This window comes from Streptomyces sp. NBC_00569 (genome assembly GCF_036345255.1).
GTDB lineage: Bacteria > Actinomycetota > Actinomycetes > Streptomycetales > Streptomycetaceae > Streptomyces.
The window spans coordinates 6,036,034-6,056,529 of record NZ_CP107783.1; the positions used below are offsets into that span (position 1 = coordinate 6,036,034).

Consider the following 20,496-nt stretch of genomic DNA (forward strand, 5'->3'; position numbering starts at 1 on the left):
TTCGGGGCGGAACATGGATGCCGCCCCGGCTCCGGGCAGGAAATACGCCAAAAATGGCGGATAAACGCCCGCTCATCTCTCATCCCGGCATACCGTCGACATCGACCGGAGACCCCGCGTCGTGGCGTTGTGCCGCATCAATTTCTTCAACGTCACGCAACGGCGCGCGACAGGAGCCAGAGGACAATGCAGACCAAGCTGGACGAAGCCAAGGCCGAGCTGCTCGCACGGGCCGCCCGGGTAGCTGAGAACAGCCCGGCAGGGGGGCATCTCCCGGCCGGGACGAATGGCGAGGGGGCTCCGGACCAGGAGTCCGTGCTCGCGTTCCTCCAGCGCTACTACCTGCACACCGCCCCCGAGGACCTGGCCGACCGTGACCCGGTCGACGTCTTCGGAGCAGCCGTCTCCCACTACCGGCTCGCGGAGGTCCGCCCGCAGGGCACCGCGAACGTCAAGGTCCACACGCCGACGGTCGAGGAGAACGGCTGGACCTGCAGCCACTCCGTCGTCGAGGTCGTCACCGACGACATGCCGTTCCTGGTCGACTCGGTCACCAACGAGCTGTCCCGCCAGGGCCGCGGCATCCACGTCGTGATCCACCCGCAGGTCACCGTGCGCCGCGACCTGACCGGCAAGCTCCAGGAGGTCCTGCCCGCGGGCAGCGCCTCCGACAGCCACGACACGCTCACCGAGTCGTGGATCCACGTGGAGATCGACCGGGAGACCGACCGCGCCGACCTGAAGCAGATCACCTCCGACCTGCTGCGTGTCCTGTCCGACGTCCGTGAGGCCGTCGAGGACTGGGAGAAGATGCGGGACTCGGCGCTGCGTATCGCCGACGACCTGCCCAGCGAGCCCACCGCCGACGACCTGCGCACCCAGGACGTCGAGGAGGCCCGCGAGCTGCTGCGCTGGCTGTCCGCCGACCACTTCACGTTCCTCGGCTACCGCGAGTACGAGCTGCGCGAGGACGACTCGCTGTCCGCCGTGCCCGGCACCGGCCTCGGCATCCTGCGCTCCGACCCGCAGCACGGCGGCGACGACCACCACCCGGTGAGCCCGTCCTTCAGCCGGCTGCCCGCCGACGCGCGCGCCAAGGCCCGCGAGCACAAGATCCTCGTGCTGACCAAGGCCAACAGCCGCGCCACCGTGCACCGCCCCTCGTACCTCGACTACGTCGGCGTGAAGAAGTTCGACGCCGAGGGCAACGTCATCGGTGAGCGCCGCTTCCTCGGCCTCTTCTCGAGCGCCGCGTACACGGAGAGCGTCCGGCGCGTCCCGGTCGTGCGCCGCAAGGTCCAGGAAGTGCTGCGGGGCGCCGGGTTCTCGCCCAACAGCCACGACGGCCGCGACCTGCTCCAGATCCTGGAGACGTACCCGCGCGACGAGCTGTTCCAGACCCCGGCCGACGAGCTGCGCGCCATCGTCACCAGCGTCCTCTACCTCCAGGAGCGCCGCCGGCTGCGGCTCTACCTGCGCCAGGACGAATACGGCCGCTACTACTCGGCCCTCGTCTACCTGCCGCGCGACCGCTACACCACCGGTGTCCGGCTGCGGATCATCGACATCCTCAAGGAAGAGCTCAACGGCACCAGCGTCGACTTCACGGCCTGGAACACCGAGTCGATCCTGTCCCGGCTGCACTTCGTCATCCGCGTCGAGCCGGGCACCGAGCTGCCCGCGCTGACCGAGGCCGACACCGAGCGCATCGAGGCGCGGCTCGTCGACGCCGCCCGCTCGTGGGCCGACGGCTTCGGCGAGGCGCTGAACGCGGAGTGCGGCGAGGAGCGCGCGGCCGAGCTGGCCCGCCGCTACTCCGGCGCCTTCCCCGAGGGCTACAAGGCCGACCACTCGCCGCGCGCGGCGGTCGCCGACCTCGTCCACCTGGAAGCTCTCAAGCGCGGCGAGAAGGACTTCGCGCTCTCGCTGTACGAGCCCGTGGGTGCCGCCCCCGGCGAGCGCCGCTTCAAGATCTACCGCACCGGGGCCCCGGTCTCCCTCTCGTCCGTCCTGCCGGTCCTCAACCAGCTCGGCGTCGAGGTCATCGACGAGCGCCCGTACGAGCTGCGCTGCTCGGACCGGACCACCGCGTGGATCTACGACTTCGGTCTGCGCATGCCGCAGTCGTCCCACGGCAACGGCGACTACCTCGGTGACGACGGTCGCGAGCGCTTCCAGGAGGCCTTCACGGCGACCTGGACCGGTGCCGCCGAGAACGACGGCTTCAACTCCCTCGTCCTGAGCGCCGGCCTGAACTGGCGGCAGGCGATGGTGCTGCGCGCGTACGCCAAGTACCTGCGCCAGGCCGGTGCGACGTTCAGCCAGGACTACATGGAGGACACCCTCCGTAACAACGTCCACACCACCCGCCTCCTGGTGAGCCTCTTCGAGGCGCGCATGTCGCCGGAGCGCCAGCGGGCCGGGACCGAGCTGATCGACGGGCTCCTGGAGGAGCTCGACGGGGCGCTCGACCAGGTGGCGAGCCTGGACGAGGACCGGATCCTGCGGTCCTTCCTGACCGTCATCAAGGCGACGCTGCGGACGAACTTCTTCCAGAAGGCCGACGACGGCAAGCCGCACGCGTACGTCTCCATGAAGTTCGACCCGCAGGCCATCCCCGACCTGCCCGCGCCGCGCCCCGCCTTCGAGATCTGGGTGTACTCGCCGCGTGTCGAGGGTGTGCACCTGCGCTTTGGCAAGGTCGCGCGCGGTGGTCTGCGCTGGTCCGACCGGCGTGAGGACTTCCGTACCGAGGTCCTCGGCCTGGTCAAGGCGCAGATGGTGAAGAACACCGTCATCGTGCCGGTCGGCGCCAAGGGCGGCTTCGTCGCGAAGAACCTGCCGGACCCGAGCGTCGACCGTGACGCCTGGCTGGCCGAGGGTGTCGCGTCGTACAAGACCTTCATCTCGGCGCTGCTCGACATCACCGACAACCTGGTGGCCGGCGAGGTCGTGCCCCCGGCGGACGTCGTGCGCCACGACGAGGACGACACGTACCTCGTGGTCGCGGCCGACAAGGGCACGGCGACGTTCTCCGACATCGCCAACGCGGTCGCCGAGTCGTACAACTTCTGGCTCGGTGACGCCTTCGCCTCCGGTGGCTCGGCGGGCTACGACCACAAGGGCATGGGCATCACCGCCCGCGGCGCCTGGGAGTCCGTGAAACGGCACTTCCGGGAGCTGGGCACCGACACGCAGACCGAGGACTTCACGGTCGTCGGCGTCGGCGACATGTCCGGTGACGTGTTCGGCAACGGCATGCTGCTCTCCGAGCACATCCGCCTGGTCGCCGCGTTCGACCACCGGCACATCTTCATCGACCCGCGGCCCGACGCGGCCACCTCGTACGCCGAGCGCCGCCGCCTGTTCGACCTGCCGCGCTCCTCGTGGGCCGACTACAACAAGGAGCTGATCTCCGCGGGCGGCGGCATCTTCCCGCGCTCCGCCAAGGCGATCCAGCTCAACGCGCACATCCGTGAGGCACTCGGCATCGAGTCGGGCGCCGCGAAGATGACGCCGGCCGACCTGATGAAGGCGATCCTGCACGCGCCGGTCGACCTGCTGTGGAACGGCGGCATCGGCACGTACGTGAAGTCGTCCGCCGAGTCGAACGCGGACGTCGGCGACAAGGCCAACGACGCGATCCGCGTGGACGGCCAGGACGTGCGGGCCAAGGTGATCGGCGAGGGCGGCAACCTCGGCGCGACCCAGCTGGGCCGTATCGAGTTCGCGCGCAAGGGCGGCAAGGTCAACACCGACGCCATCGACAACAGCGCGGGCGTGGACACCTCCGACCACGAGGTGAACATCAAGATCCTGCTCAACGCGCTCGTCGCCGACGGCGACATGACCGTCAAGCAGCGCAACAAGCTGCTCGCCGAGATGACCGACGAGGTCGGCGCCCTGGTGCTGCGCAACAACTACGCGCAGAACACGGCCCTCGCCAACGCGGTCGCCCAGGCGCCCGACCTGCTCCACGCCCACCAGCGCTTCATGCGCCGCCTGGTCCGTGACGGGAACCTCGACCGGGCCCTGGAGTTCCTGCCGGCCGACCGGCAGATCAAGGAACTGCTGAACTCCGGGCGCGGTCTGAGCCAGCCCGAGCTGGCCGTCCTCCTCGCGTACACGAAGATCACGGCCGCGCACGAGCTGATCCAGACGTCGCTGCCGGACGACCCGTACCTGCGCAGGCTCCTGCACGCCTACTTCCCGCAGGCGCTGCGCGAGCGGTTCTCCGACGCGGTCGACGGGCACGCGCTGCGCCGCGAGATCATCACCACGGTGCTGGTCAACGACACGGTGAACACGGGCGGTTCGACGTTCCTGCACCGGCTGCGCGAGGAGACCGGGGCGTCCCTGGAGGAGATCGTGCGGGCGCAGCTCGCCGCGCGCGAGATCTTCGGCCTCGGTGAGGTCTGGGACGCGGTCGAGGCGCTCGACAATGTCGTCGCCGCGGACGTCCAGACCCGGATCAGGCTGCACTCGCGCCGCCTGGTCGAGCGCGGCACGCGCTGGCTGCTCAACAACCGGCCGCAGCCGCTCCAGCTCGCCGAGACGATCGACTTCTTCCGTGAGGGCGTCGCCGAGGTCTGGTCGGCCATGCCGAAGATGCTGCGCGGCGCGGACGCCGAGTGGTACCAGTCGATCCTGGACGAGCTGAGCGCCGCGGGCGTGCCGGAGGAACTGGCCCAGCGGGTCGCCGGGTTCTCCTCGGCCTTCCCGACGCTCGACATCGTGGCGATCGCCGACCGCACCGGCAAGGACCCCCTGGCCGTCGCCGAGGTGTACTACGACCTCGCGGACCGGCTGTCCATCACGCAGCTGATGGACCGGATCATCGAGCTGCCGCGGGCCGACCGCTGGCAGTCGATGGCCCGCGCCTCGATCCGCGAGGACCTGTACTCGGCGCACGCCGCCCTCACGGCCGATGTGCTGACCGTCGGGAACGGCGTGTCGACTCCGGAGCAGCGCTTCGAAGCGTGGCAGGAGAAGAACGCGCCGATCCTGGGCCGCGCGCGGACGACCCTGGAGGAGATCCAGAGCTCGGACGCGTTCGACCTGGCGAACCTGTCGGTCGCGATGCGCACGATGAGGACGCTGCTGCGCACGCACTCGTAGGGTCCGCATCAGCGAACGGGAGCGCCCCGCACCGGAACTCCGGTGCGGGGCGCCTCCGTTTCACCGTCCGGACTCTTTCCGTTCTCTTGCCCTTCTCCGGCCGGCCTCTTGACCGGGTCTGACCTGATGGACTCCGCGCCCAATCGGTTGCTCCTGACGGCGCGTCGGCCCCCAGGGGTTCGTCATGAGCCGCCAAATCGGGCATTACGTCTAAAGTGGACCCGATTGTCGGATCGCGACACGGAGCGGAGAGGTCGGGAAGGGTCCATGACGGAAGCGATTCTGCTGGTCGGCGGGCTGGGCACCCGGCTGCGGCCGCTCACGGTCAACACGCCCAAGCCCATAGTGCCGGCGGCCGGAGTCCCCTTCCTGGCCCACCAGATCGCGCGGCTCGCCGCCGCGGGCGTCGACCACATCGTCCTCGCCACCTGCTACCTCGCCGAAGTCTTCGAGCCGTACTTCGGCGACGGATCGGCGCACGGCGTCCACCTCGAATACGCCGTCGAGTACGAGCCGCTGGGTACCGGCGGCGCGATCCGGCACGCGGCCCGCCGCCTGGTCTCCGCCCCCGAGGACCCCGTCCTCGTCTGCAACGGCGACATCCTCACCGGCCTCGACACCCGCGCCCTCATCGACCGGCACCGCGAGCGCGAAGCCGACATCACCCTCCACCTCTCCCGCGTCGACGACCCCAGCGACTTCGGGCTCGTGTCCACCGACGCCGACGGCTGCGTACTCGCCTTCGCCGAGAAGCCGCAGACGCCCGAGGAGATCGTCACGGACCAGGTCAACGCGGGCTCCTACGTGTTCCGCAGGTCCGTCATCGACAGCATCCCCGCCGGGCGTCCCGTCTCCGTCGAGCACGAGACGTTCCCCGGCCTGCTCGCCGCGGGCGCCTATCTGCACGGCATGGTCGAGGACTCCTACTGGCTCGACCTCGGCCGGCCCGAAGCCTTCGTGCAGGCCTCCGCCGACCTCGTGCGCGGGGTCGTGCACTCACCCGCCGTGCCCGGAGTGCGCGGCGAGTCCCTCGTACTGCCCGGTGCCAAGGTGGCCGCCGACGCCTGGCTCGCCGACGGGACCGTCGTCGGGGCGGGCGCCCGGGTAGGTTCAGGAGCCGTCGTCCACGGTTCGGTGCTGCACGACGGCGCGACCGTGGGCGCCGGTGCCTACGTAAGGAAGAGCCTGGTCGGCGCGGGTGCGCGGATCGGGCGGCGCTCCGTCCTGCACGGCAGCGTCATCGGTGACGGCGCCCGCGTGGGCGCCCACAACGATCTGCGGAACGGAACCCGCGTGTGGTGCGAGGCCGTACTGCCCGACCGGGCCGTCCGCTTCTCCTCCCTCGCCGGAGAAGGGCTGACCGAACAGTGAACACGAACTCTCCCGACATCGGGGCCACACCGGCCGCCGCGAAACCCCTGCCCGACGACTGGGCCCGCACGCCTCTCACCGTCGTCATGCCGACGTACAACGAGGCGGGCAACCTGCCCGGCATGGCCGACGCCCTCATGGCGCTCCCGCTCCCGGGCCTGCGCCTCCTCGTCGTCGACGACTCCAGCCCCGACGGCACCGGCGACATCGCCGAGCGGTACGCCGAACGGCACGGGCGTGACCGGATGAGCGTCCTGCACCGAGCCGGGAAGGAGGGCCTCGGCCGGGCCTACGCGGACGGCATGGCACGGGCCGTCGCCGACGGGGCGCGCTACGTCCTCCAGATGGACGCCGACGGGAGCCACCCCGCCGACAAGGTCCCCGCGCTCCTCGGCACCGCCCTCTCCACCGGCGCCGCCGTCACCATCGGCAGCCGCTACGTCCAGGGCGGCACGCTCTCCGACGCGTGGGGCGCGCACCGCAGGCTCCTGTCCCGCTGGGCCAACGCCTACGCGGGCACCATCCTCGGCACCCGCGTCCGCGACATCACCGGCGGCTTCAACCTGTGGCGCGAGGACGCCCTGCGCGCCATCGACCTGGCGTCCGTGGACAGCGCGGGCTACAGCTTCCAGGTCGAGATGAAGTACCGGGCGGTGCGCCGCGGCTTCGGCGTCATGGAGGTCCCCATCCACTTCGAGGACCGCACGGTGGGCGAGTCCAAGATGAACCTGATGGTGCAGCTCGAATCGGTCACCATGCCGTGGAAGCTGCGGGCGAGGGCGCGCCGATGACGGTCCCGACCGCGGTGCGTGAGGCGCCGCCCGCCGTCGCACCCGTCCGGGTCCGCGTGCGCCGCCTGTCCATGGAGGTCGCCAAGTTCGGCGTCGTCGGCGGCAGCGGCGTCGCCGTCAACTTCCTCGTCTTCAACCTCCTGCTGCACGGCATCGGCCGGGCCCCGATGACGGCGACGGTCCTGGCCAGCTGTGTCGCCATGGGCACCAACTACCTGGGCTTCCGCTTCTTCGCCTACCGGGACCGTGCCTCCCGCACCCGCCGCCAGATCGCGCTGTTCTTCGGCTTCAGCGCGCTCGGCGTCCTCATGGAGAGCGTCCTGTTCTACGCCGGGTACCACGGCGCCTCGATGACCGGACCGCTCGCGTCGAACGTCGCCAAGGCGCTGTCCATCGTCCTGGCCTCGGCGTTCCGCTTCCTCGTCTACCGGACGTGGGTCTTCCAGCACGATGCGCGCCGCGAGTAACGCGGCCCTCAGGGCCGCCGCCCCGCTGGTCCTCCTGCTGCTCCTCGCCCTGCTCGTGGCAGTCGCCGTTCGGCTCCCATGGGCGGGCGACCTCGGCATCCACGCGGCCACCGTCGAGCGCCTGCGCCACGATCTCCTCGCCCCGGGCAACCCGCTGGTCGACGAGAAGACGCCGAGCCCGTACTACTCGCCGTGGACGGTGTTCCTCGGTGTCCTCGCCGACGTCACCGGCCTCGGCACCTTCACCGTCCTGCGCATCGCCGCGCTGATCTCGCTGACGCTGCTCGTGACCGGAGTGTGGCGGTTCACCGCCACCTTCACCGACGCGTCCATGGGCCGCGCCCGGCGCACGGCGGTCACCGTGCTCGTCCTCCTGTGCCTGCTCCTCCTGTGGGGCACGAGCCAATTCAACTGGAGCGGGTTCCTCGGCCTCAACTCCCTTGCCCTGACCGTCTCCTACCCCAGCACATTCGCGCTCGGGGTGTCCTTCCACCTCTGGGCGCTGCTGCGCGGGGCGCTCGCACGCGGTTCGGGCCTGCCCGTGTTCCTCGGCCTCGGCCTGCTCTGGTCCGTGATCCTGCTGAGCCATCAGTTCACGGGCGTCGTCGCGTCGTTCGGCGCGCTGGCGATGGTGGCCGGGGCGCGGCCCTGGCCGGTACGCGCGGTGTGGGCACGGCTCGCGGCCGGGCTCGCCGTCGGTGCGGTCCTGCTCGCCGCGTGGCCGTACTACTCGTTCTTCTCGCTCTTCCACGCGCAGGGCCTGGAGGAGATCCACCAGGCCCTGTACGGGAACCTGCTCGGCCGGTACTGGCTCCTGCTGCCCGGCGTGTTCGCCCTCGCCCTGCGCGGGCGCAGGGACCGCCGCGATCCGCTGGTGGTCTTCTTCGTGCTCGGGGCGCTGATGTTCGTGGCGGGCGGGGTGAGCGGCCACTACTCGTGGGGCCGGATCCTGCCGGCTGCCGTGATCCCCGCGCAGGTCGCGGCTGGCCTCGAGGTGTTCGGGGCGGGGCGCAGGGCGGTACGCACGGCGTTCGCCGCGGTGCTCGGCGCGGCGCTCCTCGCGGGCGCGTGGACCCAGTCCGGCACACTCGGCTACGTCCTGCCGCGCGACGTCCTGCCCCCGCCGATCGCCGACCGCTACAACCCGCCGTGGCGCGGCTACCAGTGGGTGATGCCCTGGGCGAAGTACGGGGACGTGGTCCTCGCCACGATGTTCCCGGCGCGGCAGATCCCCGGCTACGGGCCCTACACCGTCGCCCCCGGCTACCCGGACTTCTTCCTGCCCGACGAGACGGCCCGCGTCCGCGCCGTGGACGCCTACTTCGCACCCGGCACCACGCGGGCCGAACGCCTCGACGTCCTGCGCCGCTACGAGGTGCGGTGGATCGTGAGCCACCGCGACGACGCCGGCCTCGCCGCCACCGACCCGGCCCTGCACAAGGTCACGACGGGCCCGGGAGGCCAGACCCTCTACGAGGTCGTCGGCGACGCGGGCTAACGCAGCGCGCTCTTCACCAGGCGTACCGCGTTCCGTACCCGCCCGTCCGACACCGTGGACAGCCTGCGCGCCACCGGGTGCGTCACCCGGGCCGTGAGCCCCGCCGGCTGCCAGCGGATCTGGAGGCGTCCCGCGCCCCGCCCCTCCGGCTCCAGCGTCACCCGGTGCGGGGCCGCCCCGGAGTGGTAGCCGACGCGGGCGGTGAGCGTGGGAAAGTCCAGCGGCGCGAGCAGGACCGCCGTGTTGCGCAGGCTTCGTTCCTGGAGCTGGAGCATCGGATGCCGTACGCCGTCGAAGCCGTGCACGGGGAGCGGGGCCGCCGCAAGGTCGAGCCGCACCCGGCCCTCGAAGACGCCGGGCCGCACCGGGTCGAGCCGCAGCCGTGTCGTCATGCGCTGTCGTCCCGGCGCCACGACCAGCGAGGCGACGTGCGGCCCGACGGCGAGACGCAGACCCGGGTCGTACGTGCGGACCGACAGGTCGACGGTGGCGCCGGGGCCGCGCTCGATGGCCGTGATCTCGTGGCGGAACTGGGCGCCGGGGAACGGACGCGAGTACAACTCCTGGTCGGACAGGTCGAGTTCGGTGCGGGCCTGGTCCGACGACGGGACCACTGACCCCCAGTACACGGCGCCGGACGCGTCCGTGGCCGTCTCGCGCGGGGCCACCGCGTGACCGAGCCCGCGCGCGGCGAGCCGGGCGTCGGCGAGGCGCCCGTCGCGCACCAGCTGCAGGACGACCCGCTCCGGGCGCGGCAGCCGGGCGTACGCGTTCGGGGACAGCGTCGCCAGATACGGGTTCACGATCTCGGCGAACCCGGCCAGCCACGCGTCGTCCCGGGAGGGCAGGTCGCCCGCGTACATCCGGAAGTCGTGCTTGAGGAACTTGTAGTCCTTGTCCTCGCGCACCCCCGCGTGGCCGCCCGCCGCGAGGAACTCGTCGATGAGCTCCTGCACGTGGACGCGGTCGCGGACGTTGCTCAGCTTGTGCCGCTGGTTGGAGATCGACGCGTCGTCCGCGGCGACGAACGGCGCGATGTACCAGCGGTAGACCGGCTCGGGGATGACGGTGAACGACTTCGCGAGGCAGTACGCCTGCGCGGAGAACAGCTGATCCTCGTAGTGGATGCCCTCGGGGAAACGCAGCGCGTTGCGGTCGAGGAACTCCCGCTTGTACATCTTGCTCGTCGACAAGTGCTCGAAGAACAGGCCGGGTTCGGCGTCGATCCCCTCGACGGTGCGGCGCTCCGCGACCAGGTGCGGCATCCACGTCGACGTGCGGCCCGTGTCGACGCGGACCCGCTCGACCGCGCCCATCGCGAAGTCGATCTCCCGCTCGCGATGCGCCGCGAGCAGCAACCCCACCGACTCCGGGGGGAGTTCGTCGTCGCTGTCGAGGAACATCAGATACGGGGCGCGGGCGATGTCGAGCGCGCGGTTGCGGGGCGCGCTGCACCCGCCGCTGTTCTCCGGCAGGCGCAGGTAGCGCACGCGCGGGTCCGAGGCGGCGAGACGGCGCGCCACCTCGGGGGTGGCGTCCGTCGAGTGGTCGTCGCTGATGACGACCTCGATGTTGCCGTGCGTCTGGTCCAGGACCGAGGCGACGGCGCGCGGCAGCCGCCCGGCGTCGTTGTAGACGATGACGGTGACCGTGACGTCGGGGGTGATCGTCTTCGTGGGCGTGGTCATCGGCGGGCCGCCTCCTCGGGGGTGGGCGCGGGGATGCGCTCGTCGACGGGGATCACCGGGGGCAGCGACGCGTCGCTCTCGCCGAGGAAGACCCGGCGCACGACCCGCTCGGCGGCGTGGCCGTCGTCGAACTCGCAGAACCGGCGCCGGAACGCGGCCCGCGCCTTCCCCGACGCCTCGTCGCGCCACGCGCCCGCCGTGAGGATCTCCGTCAGCTCGTCCTGCGTACGGGCGACCGGCCCGGGCGCCTCGGCGATCAGGTCGAAGTAGACCCCGCGGGTCTTCGCGTACATCTCCCAGTCGTCCGCGTAGACCACGATCGGCCGGTCCAGATTGGCGTAGTCGAACATGATCGACGAGTAGTCCGTGACCAGGACGTCCGCGGCGAGGCAGAGGTCCTCGACCGGGTCGTACGTGGAGACGTCGATGACCCGGCCGCTGCGGCGCAGCTCCGCGAGCGGTGAGGCCGCCCCGCCGTAGAAGTAGTGGCCGCGTACCAGGAGCACGGTGTCGTCGCCCAGGCGCTCGGCGAGCGTGGCCAGGTCGAGGCGAGGGGTCCAGGAGGCCTCGTAGTCGCGGTGGGTGGGCGCGTACAGGACGGCTCGCCGGCCCGGCGCGATGCCGAGGCGGTCGCGAACGGCCCGGATGTCGGCGGCCGTCGCGCGGTAGAAGACGTCGTTGCGCGGATAGCCGTACTCCAGCGGGACGTAGTGCGCGGGATAGGCGCGCTCCCACGTCCGGGTGGAGTGGCTGTTCGACGTGACGCTGTAGTCCCACTTGTCGACGCGGGCCAGGAGGTGGCGGAAGTTGAGGCCCTTGGACGCCGTCGGGTACTCGATCTGGTCGAGGCCCATGCGCTTGAGGGGCGTGCCGTGGTGGGTCATGACGTGGACGGCTTCGGGGCGCTTGACCACGGCGTTGGGGAAGTTGACGTTGTTGACGAGGTACGCGGCGCGGGCCATCACCTCCCAGTAGCGGCGGGAGCCGGGCACGACGTGGTCGGTGCCGGGCGGCAGGAGCGGCGCGTGGGCCGCCGAGACGACCCACACCTGGTGGACGCGCGGGGCGAGTTCGGTGACCTTCGCGGCGATCGCGGCCGGATTGCAGGCCATCCCCCGGTCCCAGTACGCGGAGAACACCGCCAGGTACGGGTCCACGGGCCGGCGCAGTTCCCGCCGGTAGCGGTGGTCGCGGACCTTCGCGCCGATCCGCCGCTTGCGCTGCCGGACCGCGGACTTCAGGCCGCGCCGCTTGTGGTTGATGCTCTGGAAGGCGCGGTAACGGGAGTACGCGTCCTCTTCGAGCAGCCGGCGCCGGATGCCTTCGAGCCCCGCGGGTCTGCGGTAGCCCTCCGGCCGCCATGCGACGGCCGCGCGGGAGGCCCGGCGGAAGAACTCGCGGCCCACCGGCTCCGGCATTGCGGCGCGGGCCACGATCCGCATGCACTCGGTCGCCATCACGTCGTACAGCACCGCGCGGGGACCGGTCGGTGTGCCGCGGCCGGCCATCAGCCGCTGGAGGTCCTCGTACTCGCCGACGGGCGCGTAGTACTCCTCCGGGGTGAGCGGCGGCAGGCTCGCGGCGCGCAGCCTGCGCTCGTCGAGCACCACCTGCTGCAGAGCGGTGACGCGGCCGGCGAGGACGAGGGCGGCGCGCGCCGCGAAGCGCTCGTCGGTGGCGGCCAGTTGGTCGCGGTGGTCCCGCCAGAACGCGGCGCGCAGGGCGCGGTTGCCGAGCAGTGGGGTGACCCGCAGGAGGTCGGGGCAGTCCGCGAGGGCCAGATCGCGGTCGCCCGCCCTGGCCAGCAGACGGGCGTCGGGGCCCGGGATGCCGGAGGCGTGCCAGGTCGAGTGGACCTGGTCGGCGAGTACGACATCCACGCGCTCGGCGCCGTCCGGGAGGCCCTCGACCCGGTCCCGCAGCGCCCGCAGCGCGTCGGGGGGCACCCGGTCCTTGGCGTGCACGAACAGCAGCCACTCGCCCGAGGCCCGCTCACCGCCGGCCGCGCGGGCCTCCTCGTCGGAGAGGGCGCCGGGCAGGGCCAGAACGGTGACGCGGCCCGGCACGTCGGCGGTCGGCGCCGGATCGTCCACGGCGGCGACGACGAGCTCCGCCCCCTCGGGCAGCTGGCCGGTCACGCTGTCCAGACAGTCGGCGAGATGCCCCTGCACGTCCCGGCCGTACACGATGACGCTGAGTTCCTGCACGGTCGCCGTCCCTTCCTCTCCTGGCGCACCATAGTGTCACCAATCGGATAAAAGGGATAAGGGGAGTGGGTCCAATCGGCCTCAGGCGGAGACCGCGACCCTGGCCTTCCCGGGTTCCGTTTTGCCACCGCCCGGATTGGTGAACGCCTCGTACGCCTTGAGGACCTCGTCCGTCGGCCCGTCCATGCGCAGCTCGCCGCGCTCCAGCCACAGGACCCGGTCGCAGGTGTCGCGGATCGACTTGTTGTTGTGACTGACGAGGAAGACCGAGCCGGCCTCCTTGCGCAGCTCACGGATCCGGGACTCCGAGCGCTTCTGGAAGGACCGGTCGCCGGTGGCCAGGGCCTCGTCGATCAGCAGCACGTCATGGTCCTTGGCGGCGGCGATGGAGAACCGGAGCCGGGCGGCCATGCCCGAGGAGTACGTCCGCATGGGCAGCGTGATGAAGTCGCCCTTCTCGTTGATGCCGGAGAAGCCGACGATGTCCTCGTAGCGCTCGCGTACCTCCTCGCGGCTCATGCCCATGGCGAGGCCGCCGAGATGGACGTTGCGCTCGCCCGTGAGGTCGTTCATCAGCGCCGCGTTCACGCCGAGCAGCGAGGGCTGGCCATGCGTGAAGATCCGGCCGTTCTCCGTCGGCAGCAGCCCCGCGATCGCCTTGAGCAGTGTCGACTTGCCCGACCCGTTCGTGCCGATCAGGCCGATCGCCTCGCCCTTGTACGCGGTGAACGAGACCTTCTTCACCGCGTGCACCTTGCGCACACCGGCCCGGGCCTCGGCCTTCTTCCGGCCGCCGATGATGCGGCCGAGCGCGGCGGTCGCGGTGCCGCGTCCCGCCCCGGTGCCGTTCACGCGGTACACGATGTCGACGTTGTCGACGATGACGGTGGGGATCCGCTCCCCGAAGGTGTCAGCCACGGCCGTACGTCTCCTCTGCCTTCCAGAAGTAGATGAACCCGCCGACGCCCGCGAGCAGCGCCCACCCGGCCGCGATCGCCCACACGTGGGGCGGCAGCTGGCTGTGGTGGAAGCTGTCGATCAGGGCGAAACGCATCAGGTCGATGTAGACGGCGGCCGGGTTCGCGGACAGCAGCAGGTGCACGACGTGCGGCAGGTGCTGGTTCTTGAGCACCTTGTCGATGCTCCACATCACGCCGGACGTGTACATCCACGTACGCAGCAGGAACGGCATCAGCTGCGCGATGTCAGGCGTCCGCGCGCCCATCCGCGCCATGACGAGGGCCACGCCGGTGTTGAAGACGAACTGGAGCAGCAGAACCGGCAGGACCAGGAACCAGGAGAGGGCCGGCGGAACGCCGAAGCAGAGCAGGATCACCACCAGCGCGCACATCGAGAACAGCAGCTGCTGGAGCTGCTGGAGGGCGAACGACACCGGCAGCGCGGCGCGGGGGAAGTGCAGCGCCCGCACGAGGCCGAGGTTGCCGGAGATCGCGCGGGTGCCCGCCATGATCGAGCTCTGTGTGAACGTCCACACGAACACGCCGGTGACCAGGAACGGCACATAGTCCGGCACGTTGTGCTTCGTGTTCATCAGCACGCCGAAGATGAAGTAGTAGACCGCCGCGTTCAGGAGCGGGGTCGCCACCTGCCACACCTGGCCCAGCTTCGCCTGACTGTACTGCGCCGTGAGCTTGGCCGTCGCGAACGCGGTGATGAAGTGGCGCCGCTGCCACAGCCGGCCCACGTACGCCGCGAGGGTCGGCCGCGCACCGCTGACCGAGAGGCCGTACCGCGCGGCCAGCTCCGCGGGATCTTCCACCGGCGCGGTGGCCGCCGGCGGGGGAGGTGTGTCGACTGCCTGACTCACATCCGCTGCTTTCGCTCAAGGGGTCGGAGACGTCGGAACGGGTCCGTATCGTCGTGACGTGAGCGTAGGGCGTCGTTACGTCGGAACGCAACCGTTTCGTCGTGCCGCCCTATGCTGTACGGATGACCAACGCCGACTCCGCCAAGCCGACGCCACGTCGAAGAGCTCCCGCAGGCGCAGCAGTGCTCCGCGAGGATGTGACGGAAGCCATCCGCTCCGCCGTCTTCGAAGAACTCGCCGCCGTGGGCTACGCCCGTATGTCCATCGAGGGGATCGCGCGCCGCGCGGGCGTCGGCAAAACCGCCGTCTACCGCCGCTGGCGCTCCAAACTGCACCTGGTCCTGGACCTGGTCTCCGCCATAGCGGTACAGGGACTGCCGGCCCCGGACACGGGTTCCCTGGAGGGCGACCTGCGCCTCCTCTACGAGGTCACGTCCCGGGCCCTTAAGCACCCCGTCGCGGGCCAGATCATCCCCGACCTCCAGGCCGAGGCGGCCCGCAACCCGGATATCGCGGAGGCCATGCAGAAGGCGCTGCGCGAAGGCCAGCACGGGGTGGCGAACGGCATCGTGCGCAGCGCCGCCGCACGCGGGGAGGTCAGGGCGGACCTCGACGAGGACCTCGCCCTCGACCTGATCTCGGGCCCGCTCTACTGGCGCGCCGTGGTGGTGCGCACGCCGCTGCCCAAGGGATACCTGGGGAAACTGGCATCGGCTACGGCGGCGGGGTTGAGGGCGCTGTAGCTGCCGCTTGGGGCTGTTGGATCTCGTGGGTGCCTCTGGCGCCGGGCTCCGTAAGCGACGAATGCCGACCAGGTGGTGGGGGAGGCGGGGGCCACCGGGGTTCTTGGAGTCGCGGACGGCCCTCGCGCGAGGGGTTGGCCGGCGGACGTGGTCACAGTCGGCCTCGGTTCGGGCCTCAAGCCACCGCCTGCGCCCGCGAGCCGGCCTGGGGCCCCGGTCGCCTTCGAGCTTCAGGGAGTCCAGCGGAATGCGGCCGTACAAGGCCAGGACCAGCTCACCCGCCGCGCCCCGGGCGGAACCCGGGCGTGGGGCCCGGTCACAGCGTCAGCGCGTTGGCCCCGGCGCGCGGGGCCCGGACGGAACCAGCGTGTAGGCCCCCGGCTGGAACCAGCCTGTGGGGCTCGGTCACAGCATCAGCGTGTAGGCCCCGGGCGGAACCCGGGTGTGGGGCTCGGTCACAGCACCACCGCGTTGGCCCCGGCGGAACCCGGGCGTGGGGCTCGGTCACAGCGTCAGCGCGTTGGCCCCCGGACGGCACCAGCGCGTTGGCCCCGGACGGAACCAGCGCGTGGGGCCGGGACGGAGGCTTCGGAGCCTGGACGCTCCGGGAGGGTCGAAGACGGTGGCGACTGCCACGCCGGGCTCGCTTGCAGCGGGGTGGACGGTGCCGGTTCCGGACCGGTCGGCCCCCCAGGGGAGCCGTTGCGCGTAGGACCGCGCCGAGCGGGGACTCACCTCACGGCGGTTCCGTGGACCCGGACCCAGCCCTGCCACGCCGACTCGACCATGTCGCGTACGTCGCGCTTCGCCGTCCAGCCGAGTTCCGTCGCGACGCGGTCCGCGGAGGCGACGACGCGGGCCGGGTCGCCGGGGCGGCGCGGGGTGACGACGGGGTCGGTGCCGTGGCCGGTCGTCGCGTTGATCAGCTCGACCATCTCCAGGACCGAGACGCCTTCGCCGCGGCCGATGTTGAGGGTGAAATCCGTTCCGGGGGCGGCGGCGGAGAGGCGGCGGGCGGCGGCCACGTGGGCCTCGGCGAGATCGGCGACGTGGATGTAGTCGCGTACGCAGGTCCCGTCGGGTGTCGGGTAGTCCGCGCCGAAGATCCGTGGGGCCTCGCCGTCGGTGAGCTTCTCGAAGACCATCGGTACGAGGTTGAAGACGCCGGTGTCGGCCAGTTCGGGGGTGGCGGCGCCCGCCACGTTGAAGTAGCGCAGGGAGGCCGTGGCCAGGCGGTGGGCCCGGCCCGTCGCGCGGACCAGCCACTCGCCGGCGAGTTTCGTCTCGCCGTAGGGGCTCATCGGCAGGCACGGGGTGTCCTCGGTGACGAGGTCGACGTCGGGCATGCCGTACACGGCGGCGGAGGAGGAGAAGACGAACGACGGGACGCCGCTCGCGGTGACCGCCTCCAGGAGGACGCGCAGGCCCTCGATGTTCTCGCGGTAGTAGTGGAGCGGCAGCTCCACCGACTCGGCGACCTGCTTCTTCGCGGCGAGGTGGACGACGCCGGTGATGCCGTGCCCGGCGATGGTGCGCGCCACGGCGTCGGCGTCCAGGGTCGAGGCGACGACCAGGGGTACGCCGTCCGGGACGCGCCCGGCGATGCCGGTGGACAGGTCGTCGTAGACCACGGTCCGCTCGCCCGCCTCCTGCATGGCGCGGACGACGTGCGCCCCGATGTATCCGGCACCGCCGGTGATCAGCCAGGTCATGTCGGTCCAGGGTCCCCTCGGTCGTGTCGTGTCTCGTCCTGCGCGTGCGGTCGGCGTTCTAGTGAACCAGGCGGTTGAGGCGGCCGCGTGCCACGGCCAGGGCTCCGCGTACGCCGGGCGCGAGGCGTACGGCGAGGGCGCCGGAGTGGGTCGCGTACGGATGGGCGAGCAGCATCCCGTGGCGCAGGCTCGGCAGGGCGGTGCGGCGCAGGAGGCCGCGGCCGGTGGCGGCGTGGGCGCTGGCGTCGCGGCTGGTGCCGTCGGCGAAGTTCACGTGGAGGCGCAGGTCCCAGGTGCCGGCGGCGAGCGCGGACAGGTCGAGGGACGCCTCGGCCTCCCAGGTCCCGGCGTGGGTCCCGGGCACGAAGGTCACCGTGCGGCGTCTGGCGGGGCGGTGGCGCAGGCGGTCGATGACCTCGATGTCGACGGTGGCGGGGCCCGCCTCGGCGACGCGTCCGTACAGGTCGTGCAGGCGCAGCCGCAGCCGTGAGCCACGCGCGCGTGGCCGCAGTTCCGCCTCTATGGCGATGGGGAGCAGGCCCATGGGGCGTACGAGGAGGTGCTCCAGGGTCACCTGGGGGAGGTCGTCGGACCAGATGGGCGTGCCGTCGGCGCCGCGTGCGTAGGGCGGGCGCAGGCGGGCGGGGCGGGCCGCGACCTCTTTGAGGCGGGGCAGGTCGCGCGGGTGGTCGGAGGCGAGGATCACGCGGGCGACGACGCGGCCGGGGGCGGGCGCCGCGTCGATGTCGGCCGTGTCGAACGTGGCGAGGTAGGCGCGGGTGCGGTCCCACCACTCGGCGCGGTACTCGGGGCTGCGCAGGTCGAGCTCGCGGGCGTACATGCGCAGGCTGTGGTCGAGGAACCGGGTGCGGGCCGCGCGGGCGAGGCGCTTGTACGAGGCGGTCAGGAGGATGTCGACGGACTGGCGGTGCGCCTCGATGCGGGCGAGCCAGTTGTCGAGTCCGTTCCGGTCGAGGGAGAGCGACAGGCGGTCGGCGTCGCGGCGCACGTTCCAGATGTAGACCGTGTCGGGGACGAGTGCGATGCGTGGTCCGGCGGCGAGCACGCGCGCGGTGAAGACGAAGTCCTCGTAGACGAAGCGGCCGTCGGGGAAGCGGATTCCGTGCGCGCGCAGGAAGTCCGTGCGGTAGAGCTTGTTGACGCAGAGCGTGTCGTGGACGAGGCGGGGGCGGCGCTCCGGGCGGGGGATCACGGTGGCCTCGGCGTACAGCTCGGGCTGCCACGGGATGTCGCGGCCCGAGGGGAGCTCGCGGCGCACGCACAGGCCGGCGGCGACCTCGGTGCCGTGGGTGAGTGCCGCGCCGAGCAGGGCGTCGACGGCGCCGGGCGGCAGCACGTCGTCGCTGTCCAGGAACATGACGTACGGGGCCGAGGTGCGGTCGATGCCGTCGTTGCGCGGGGTGCCGCAGCCGCCGCTGTTCGTGGCGCGGCGCACCACCTTCAGGCGTGGCTCCTCCTCCGCCGTGCGCTGGAGGAGCTCGCCGCTGCCGTCCGTCGAACAGTCGTCGACGGCGATCACCTCGCGGACGGCGGGGCCTTGGGAGAGGGCGGAGCGTACGGCGTCGGTGACCCGTGCGGCGTCGTTGTAGCCGATGACGACGACCGAGACCTGTGAGCGCTGCTGCGATGACTGCCGGGGCTGGGACTGCATGGCTTCCACAGAAGGAAATCCTAGGCCTTTGCCGTAATTGTCCGGTAAGTAAAATTTCTACGCCTTGGTTCCCTTCCAGAGGGCGCGGAACGAGAGGACGGCCGCTCCGAGGAGCAGGCCGTTGCGCGCCAGCATCAGCAGGGAGCCCGTCCATGTGGCCGCCTCGACGTCGCGGTACAGGACCGGGTACGCGAGCGCGCTCAGGCCGGCCGCCGCCACGACGAGCAGGGCGACGGGGCGCTGGGTGGTGTGGCGCGAAGTGAGGCAGACCGCGGCGAGCCCGAGCAGCCAGATCAGGTACTGCGGGCTGAGCACGCGGCTGGTGACGGTGAAGAGCAGGACGGCGCAGAGCGCGGCGTCGTACGGCGTCGCGGGGCTCCAGTTCAGTGCCCGTAGCCGCCAGAACAGCAGCAGCGCCGCCGCGACGGCGGTGAGCACGAGGGAGGCCGCGGCCACCACGCCGACGTGCGGGCCGACGTACTCCATCGCCCCGTAGCGGTAGCGGATGTGCCCCGACCAGCCCGCCCGCCGCGCGAAGGCCAGCACCGTGCCGCCCAGCGACTCGATCTGCACGCCCCGCTCGCCCTGGTGGCGCAGGAACGAGAACGGTGAGCGGAACGCGACCGAGAGGACCAGCAGGATCGCGGCGGCGGACGTGGCTGCCGCCGTCCACGCCTCCCGGCTCGTGGGTCCCCGGGGGGTGCCGAGCAGGGCGAGCGCGGGCCACACCTTCACCAGCGCGCCGCATGCCGCGAGGACGCCGCTCGCGCGCGGGAACCGCCCCATGAGCAGCAGCGCGAACACGGCGAGCGCGGTGACCTCGATGTCGTAGCGGGCCAGCGGGATGTGGAGCAGGAGCGGCAGCCCGGCCACCCACAGCCAGGCGCCTGCCGTGCTGCGCCGCGGCCGGGCGCCGGTCCGGGCGAGGGCGAGCGTGACCAGGGCGTCCGTGGCGAGGGTGAGCGCGACGAAGGCCTGGAAGTAGGTGAGGTCGGGGACCAGGCCGGGCGCCAGGAGGACGGGGCCCGCGCCCGGCGGGTACTGCCACATCGGGTCGCCGGCCGGGAAGGCACTGCCGGCGAGGGTGACGTACCAGTGGGCGTACAGCGTGTGCACCTCGTGTGCGACGCCTCCGACGCCGAGCGGGGCGCGCCCGTCCGTGGCGAGCAGGGCGAGCATCGCGGCACGGGTGGCCAGCCAGGTGAGGGGAAGCGCCGCCCGGGCGAGGGGGCCGGGGTGGACCCAGGTCGCGTGGACGGGCGCTGCGGCGGCGGGTGGCTGAGTGTCGAGCGTCACCTGTGCGAGCGTACGAGCGTATGGCCGCAAATGTAGTGATAATCAGCCAAATGAGGCTTTCGTGTCGGACGGCGGACGGTTCTGCCGGGCGGGGGTGTCGCGCGG

The 20,496-nt window shown here is 71.7% G+C and carries 13 protein-coding genes; 6 read left to right on the top strand and 7 right to left on the bottom strand.

Translation table 11 applies throughout. From position 1 onward, the window contains the following. Window positions 1–186: 186 nt before the first annotated feature. The 5 genes from OHO83_RS27230 to OHO83_RS27250 all read left to right on the top strand — a co-directional run bounded on the left by OHO83_RS27230 (window position 187) and on the right by OHO83_RS27250 (window position 9,245). Window positions 187–5,118, top strand: coding sequence for an NAD-glutamate dehydrogenase (locus OHO83_RS27230; protein ID WP_266671143.1), 4,932 nt, complete (start codon window positions 187–189; stop codon window positions 5,116–5,118). Between the two features lie 267 nt (window positions 5,119–5,385). Further along, window positions 5,386–6,489, top strand: a complete 1,104-nt coding sequence (locus tag OHO83_RS27235) for an NDP-sugar synthase (RefSeq protein ID WP_330279830.1) — start codon at window positions 5,386–5,388, stop codon at window positions 6,487–6,489. 86 nt (window positions 6,490–6,575) lie between these two features. Next, window positions 6,576–7,280: a polyprenol monophosphomannose synthase gene (locus OHO83_RS27240; protein ID WP_266676390.1), complete on the top strand. Its 705-nt coding sequence runs from the start codon at window positions 6,576–6,578 to the stop codon at window positions 7,278–7,280. Then, the gene (locus tag OHO83_RS27245; RefSeq protein WP_330279831.1) at window positions 7,277–7,747 is read left to right on the top strand and encodes a GtrA family protein; all 471 of its coding nucleotides are present in this window, start codon (window positions 7,277–7,279) and stop codon (window positions 7,745–7,747) included. The genes OHO83_RS27240 and OHO83_RS27245 overlap by 4 nt, the downstream gene beginning before the upstream one ends. Beyond that, window positions 7,731–9,245, top strand: coding sequence for a hypothetical protein (locus tag OHO83_RS27250; protein ID WP_330279832.1), 1,515 nt, complete (start codon window positions 7,731–7,733; stop codon window positions 9,243–9,245). Before OHO83_RS27245 ends, OHO83_RS27250 begins: the two co-directional genes overlap by 17 nt. Here the strand turns inward: OHO83_RS27250 and OHO83_RS27255 are convergent. From OHO83_RS27255 to OHO83_RS27270, 4 genes are all read right to left on the bottom strand, one after another. After that, window positions 9,242–10,933 (bottom strand): glycosyltransferase family 2 protein, encoded by a 1,692-nt coding sequence (locus OHO83_RS27255; protein ID WP_266671138.1) that lies wholly within the window; start codon window positions 10,931–10,933, stop codon window positions 9,242–9,244. The genes OHO83_RS27250 and OHO83_RS27255 overlap by 4 nt on opposite strands. After that, window positions 10,930–13,140, bottom strand: a complete 2,211-nt coding sequence (locus OHO83_RS27260; protein ID WP_330279833.1) for a bifunctional glycosyltransferase/CDP-glycerol:glycerophosphate glycerophosphotransferase — start codon at window positions 13,138–13,140, stop codon at window positions 10,930–10,932. The genes OHO83_RS27255 and OHO83_RS27260 overlap by 4 nt, the downstream gene beginning before the upstream one ends. Before the next feature lie 81 nt (window positions 13,141–13,221). Further along, entirely contained in the window at window positions 13,222–14,058 is an 837-nt protein-coding gene (locus OHO83_RS27265; RefSeq protein ID WP_266671136.1) for an ABC transporter ATP-binding protein, read from the bottom strand. Next, on the bottom strand, window positions 14,051–14,968 hold the full coding sequence (locus OHO83_RS27270; protein ID WP_266671135.1) for an ABC transporter permease: 918 nt from the start codon (window positions 14,966–14,968) through the stop codon (window positions 14,051–14,053). The genes OHO83_RS27265 and OHO83_RS27270 overlap by 8 nt, the downstream gene beginning before the upstream one ends. 122 nt (window positions 14,969–15,090) lie before the next feature. Between OHO83_RS27270 and OHO83_RS27275 the strand changes: the two genes are divergently transcribed. Beyond that, on the top strand, window positions 15,091–15,711 hold the full coding sequence (locus OHO83_RS27275; protein WP_266671133.1) for a TetR/AcrR family transcriptional regulator: 621 nt from the start codon (window positions 15,091–15,093) through the stop codon (window positions 15,709–15,711). A gap of 731 nt (window positions 15,712–16,442) precedes the next feature. Here OHO83_RS27275 and galE read toward each other — a convergent pair. The 3 genes from galE to OHO83_RS27290 are packed head-to-tail and all read right to left on the bottom strand — an operon-like array spanning window position 16,443 to window position 20,391. Continuing rightward, window positions 16,443–17,423: a UDP-glucose 4-epimerase GalE gene (gene galE / locus OHO83_RS27280; RefSeq protein ID WP_266671131.1), complete on the bottom strand. Its 981-nt coding sequence runs from the start codon at window positions 17,421–17,423 to the stop codon at window positions 16,443–16,445. A gap of 58 nt (window positions 17,424–17,481) precedes the next feature. Then, on the bottom strand, window positions 17,482–19,095 hold the full coding sequence (locus OHO83_RS27285) for a glycosyltransferase family 2 protein (protein ID WP_330279834.1): 1,614 nt from the start codon (window positions 19,093–19,095) through the stop codon (window positions 17,482–17,484). Between the two features lie 57 nt (window positions 19,096–19,152). Then, window positions 19,153–20,391 carry a glycosyltransferase family 87 protein gene (locus tag OHO83_RS27290; protein ID WP_330279835.1) on the bottom strand — a complete coding sequence of 413 codons (1,239 nt, stop codon included), beginning with the start codon at window positions 20,389–20,391 and terminating at the stop codon, window positions 19,153–19,155. Window positions 20,392–20,496 lie beyond the last annotated feature (105 nt).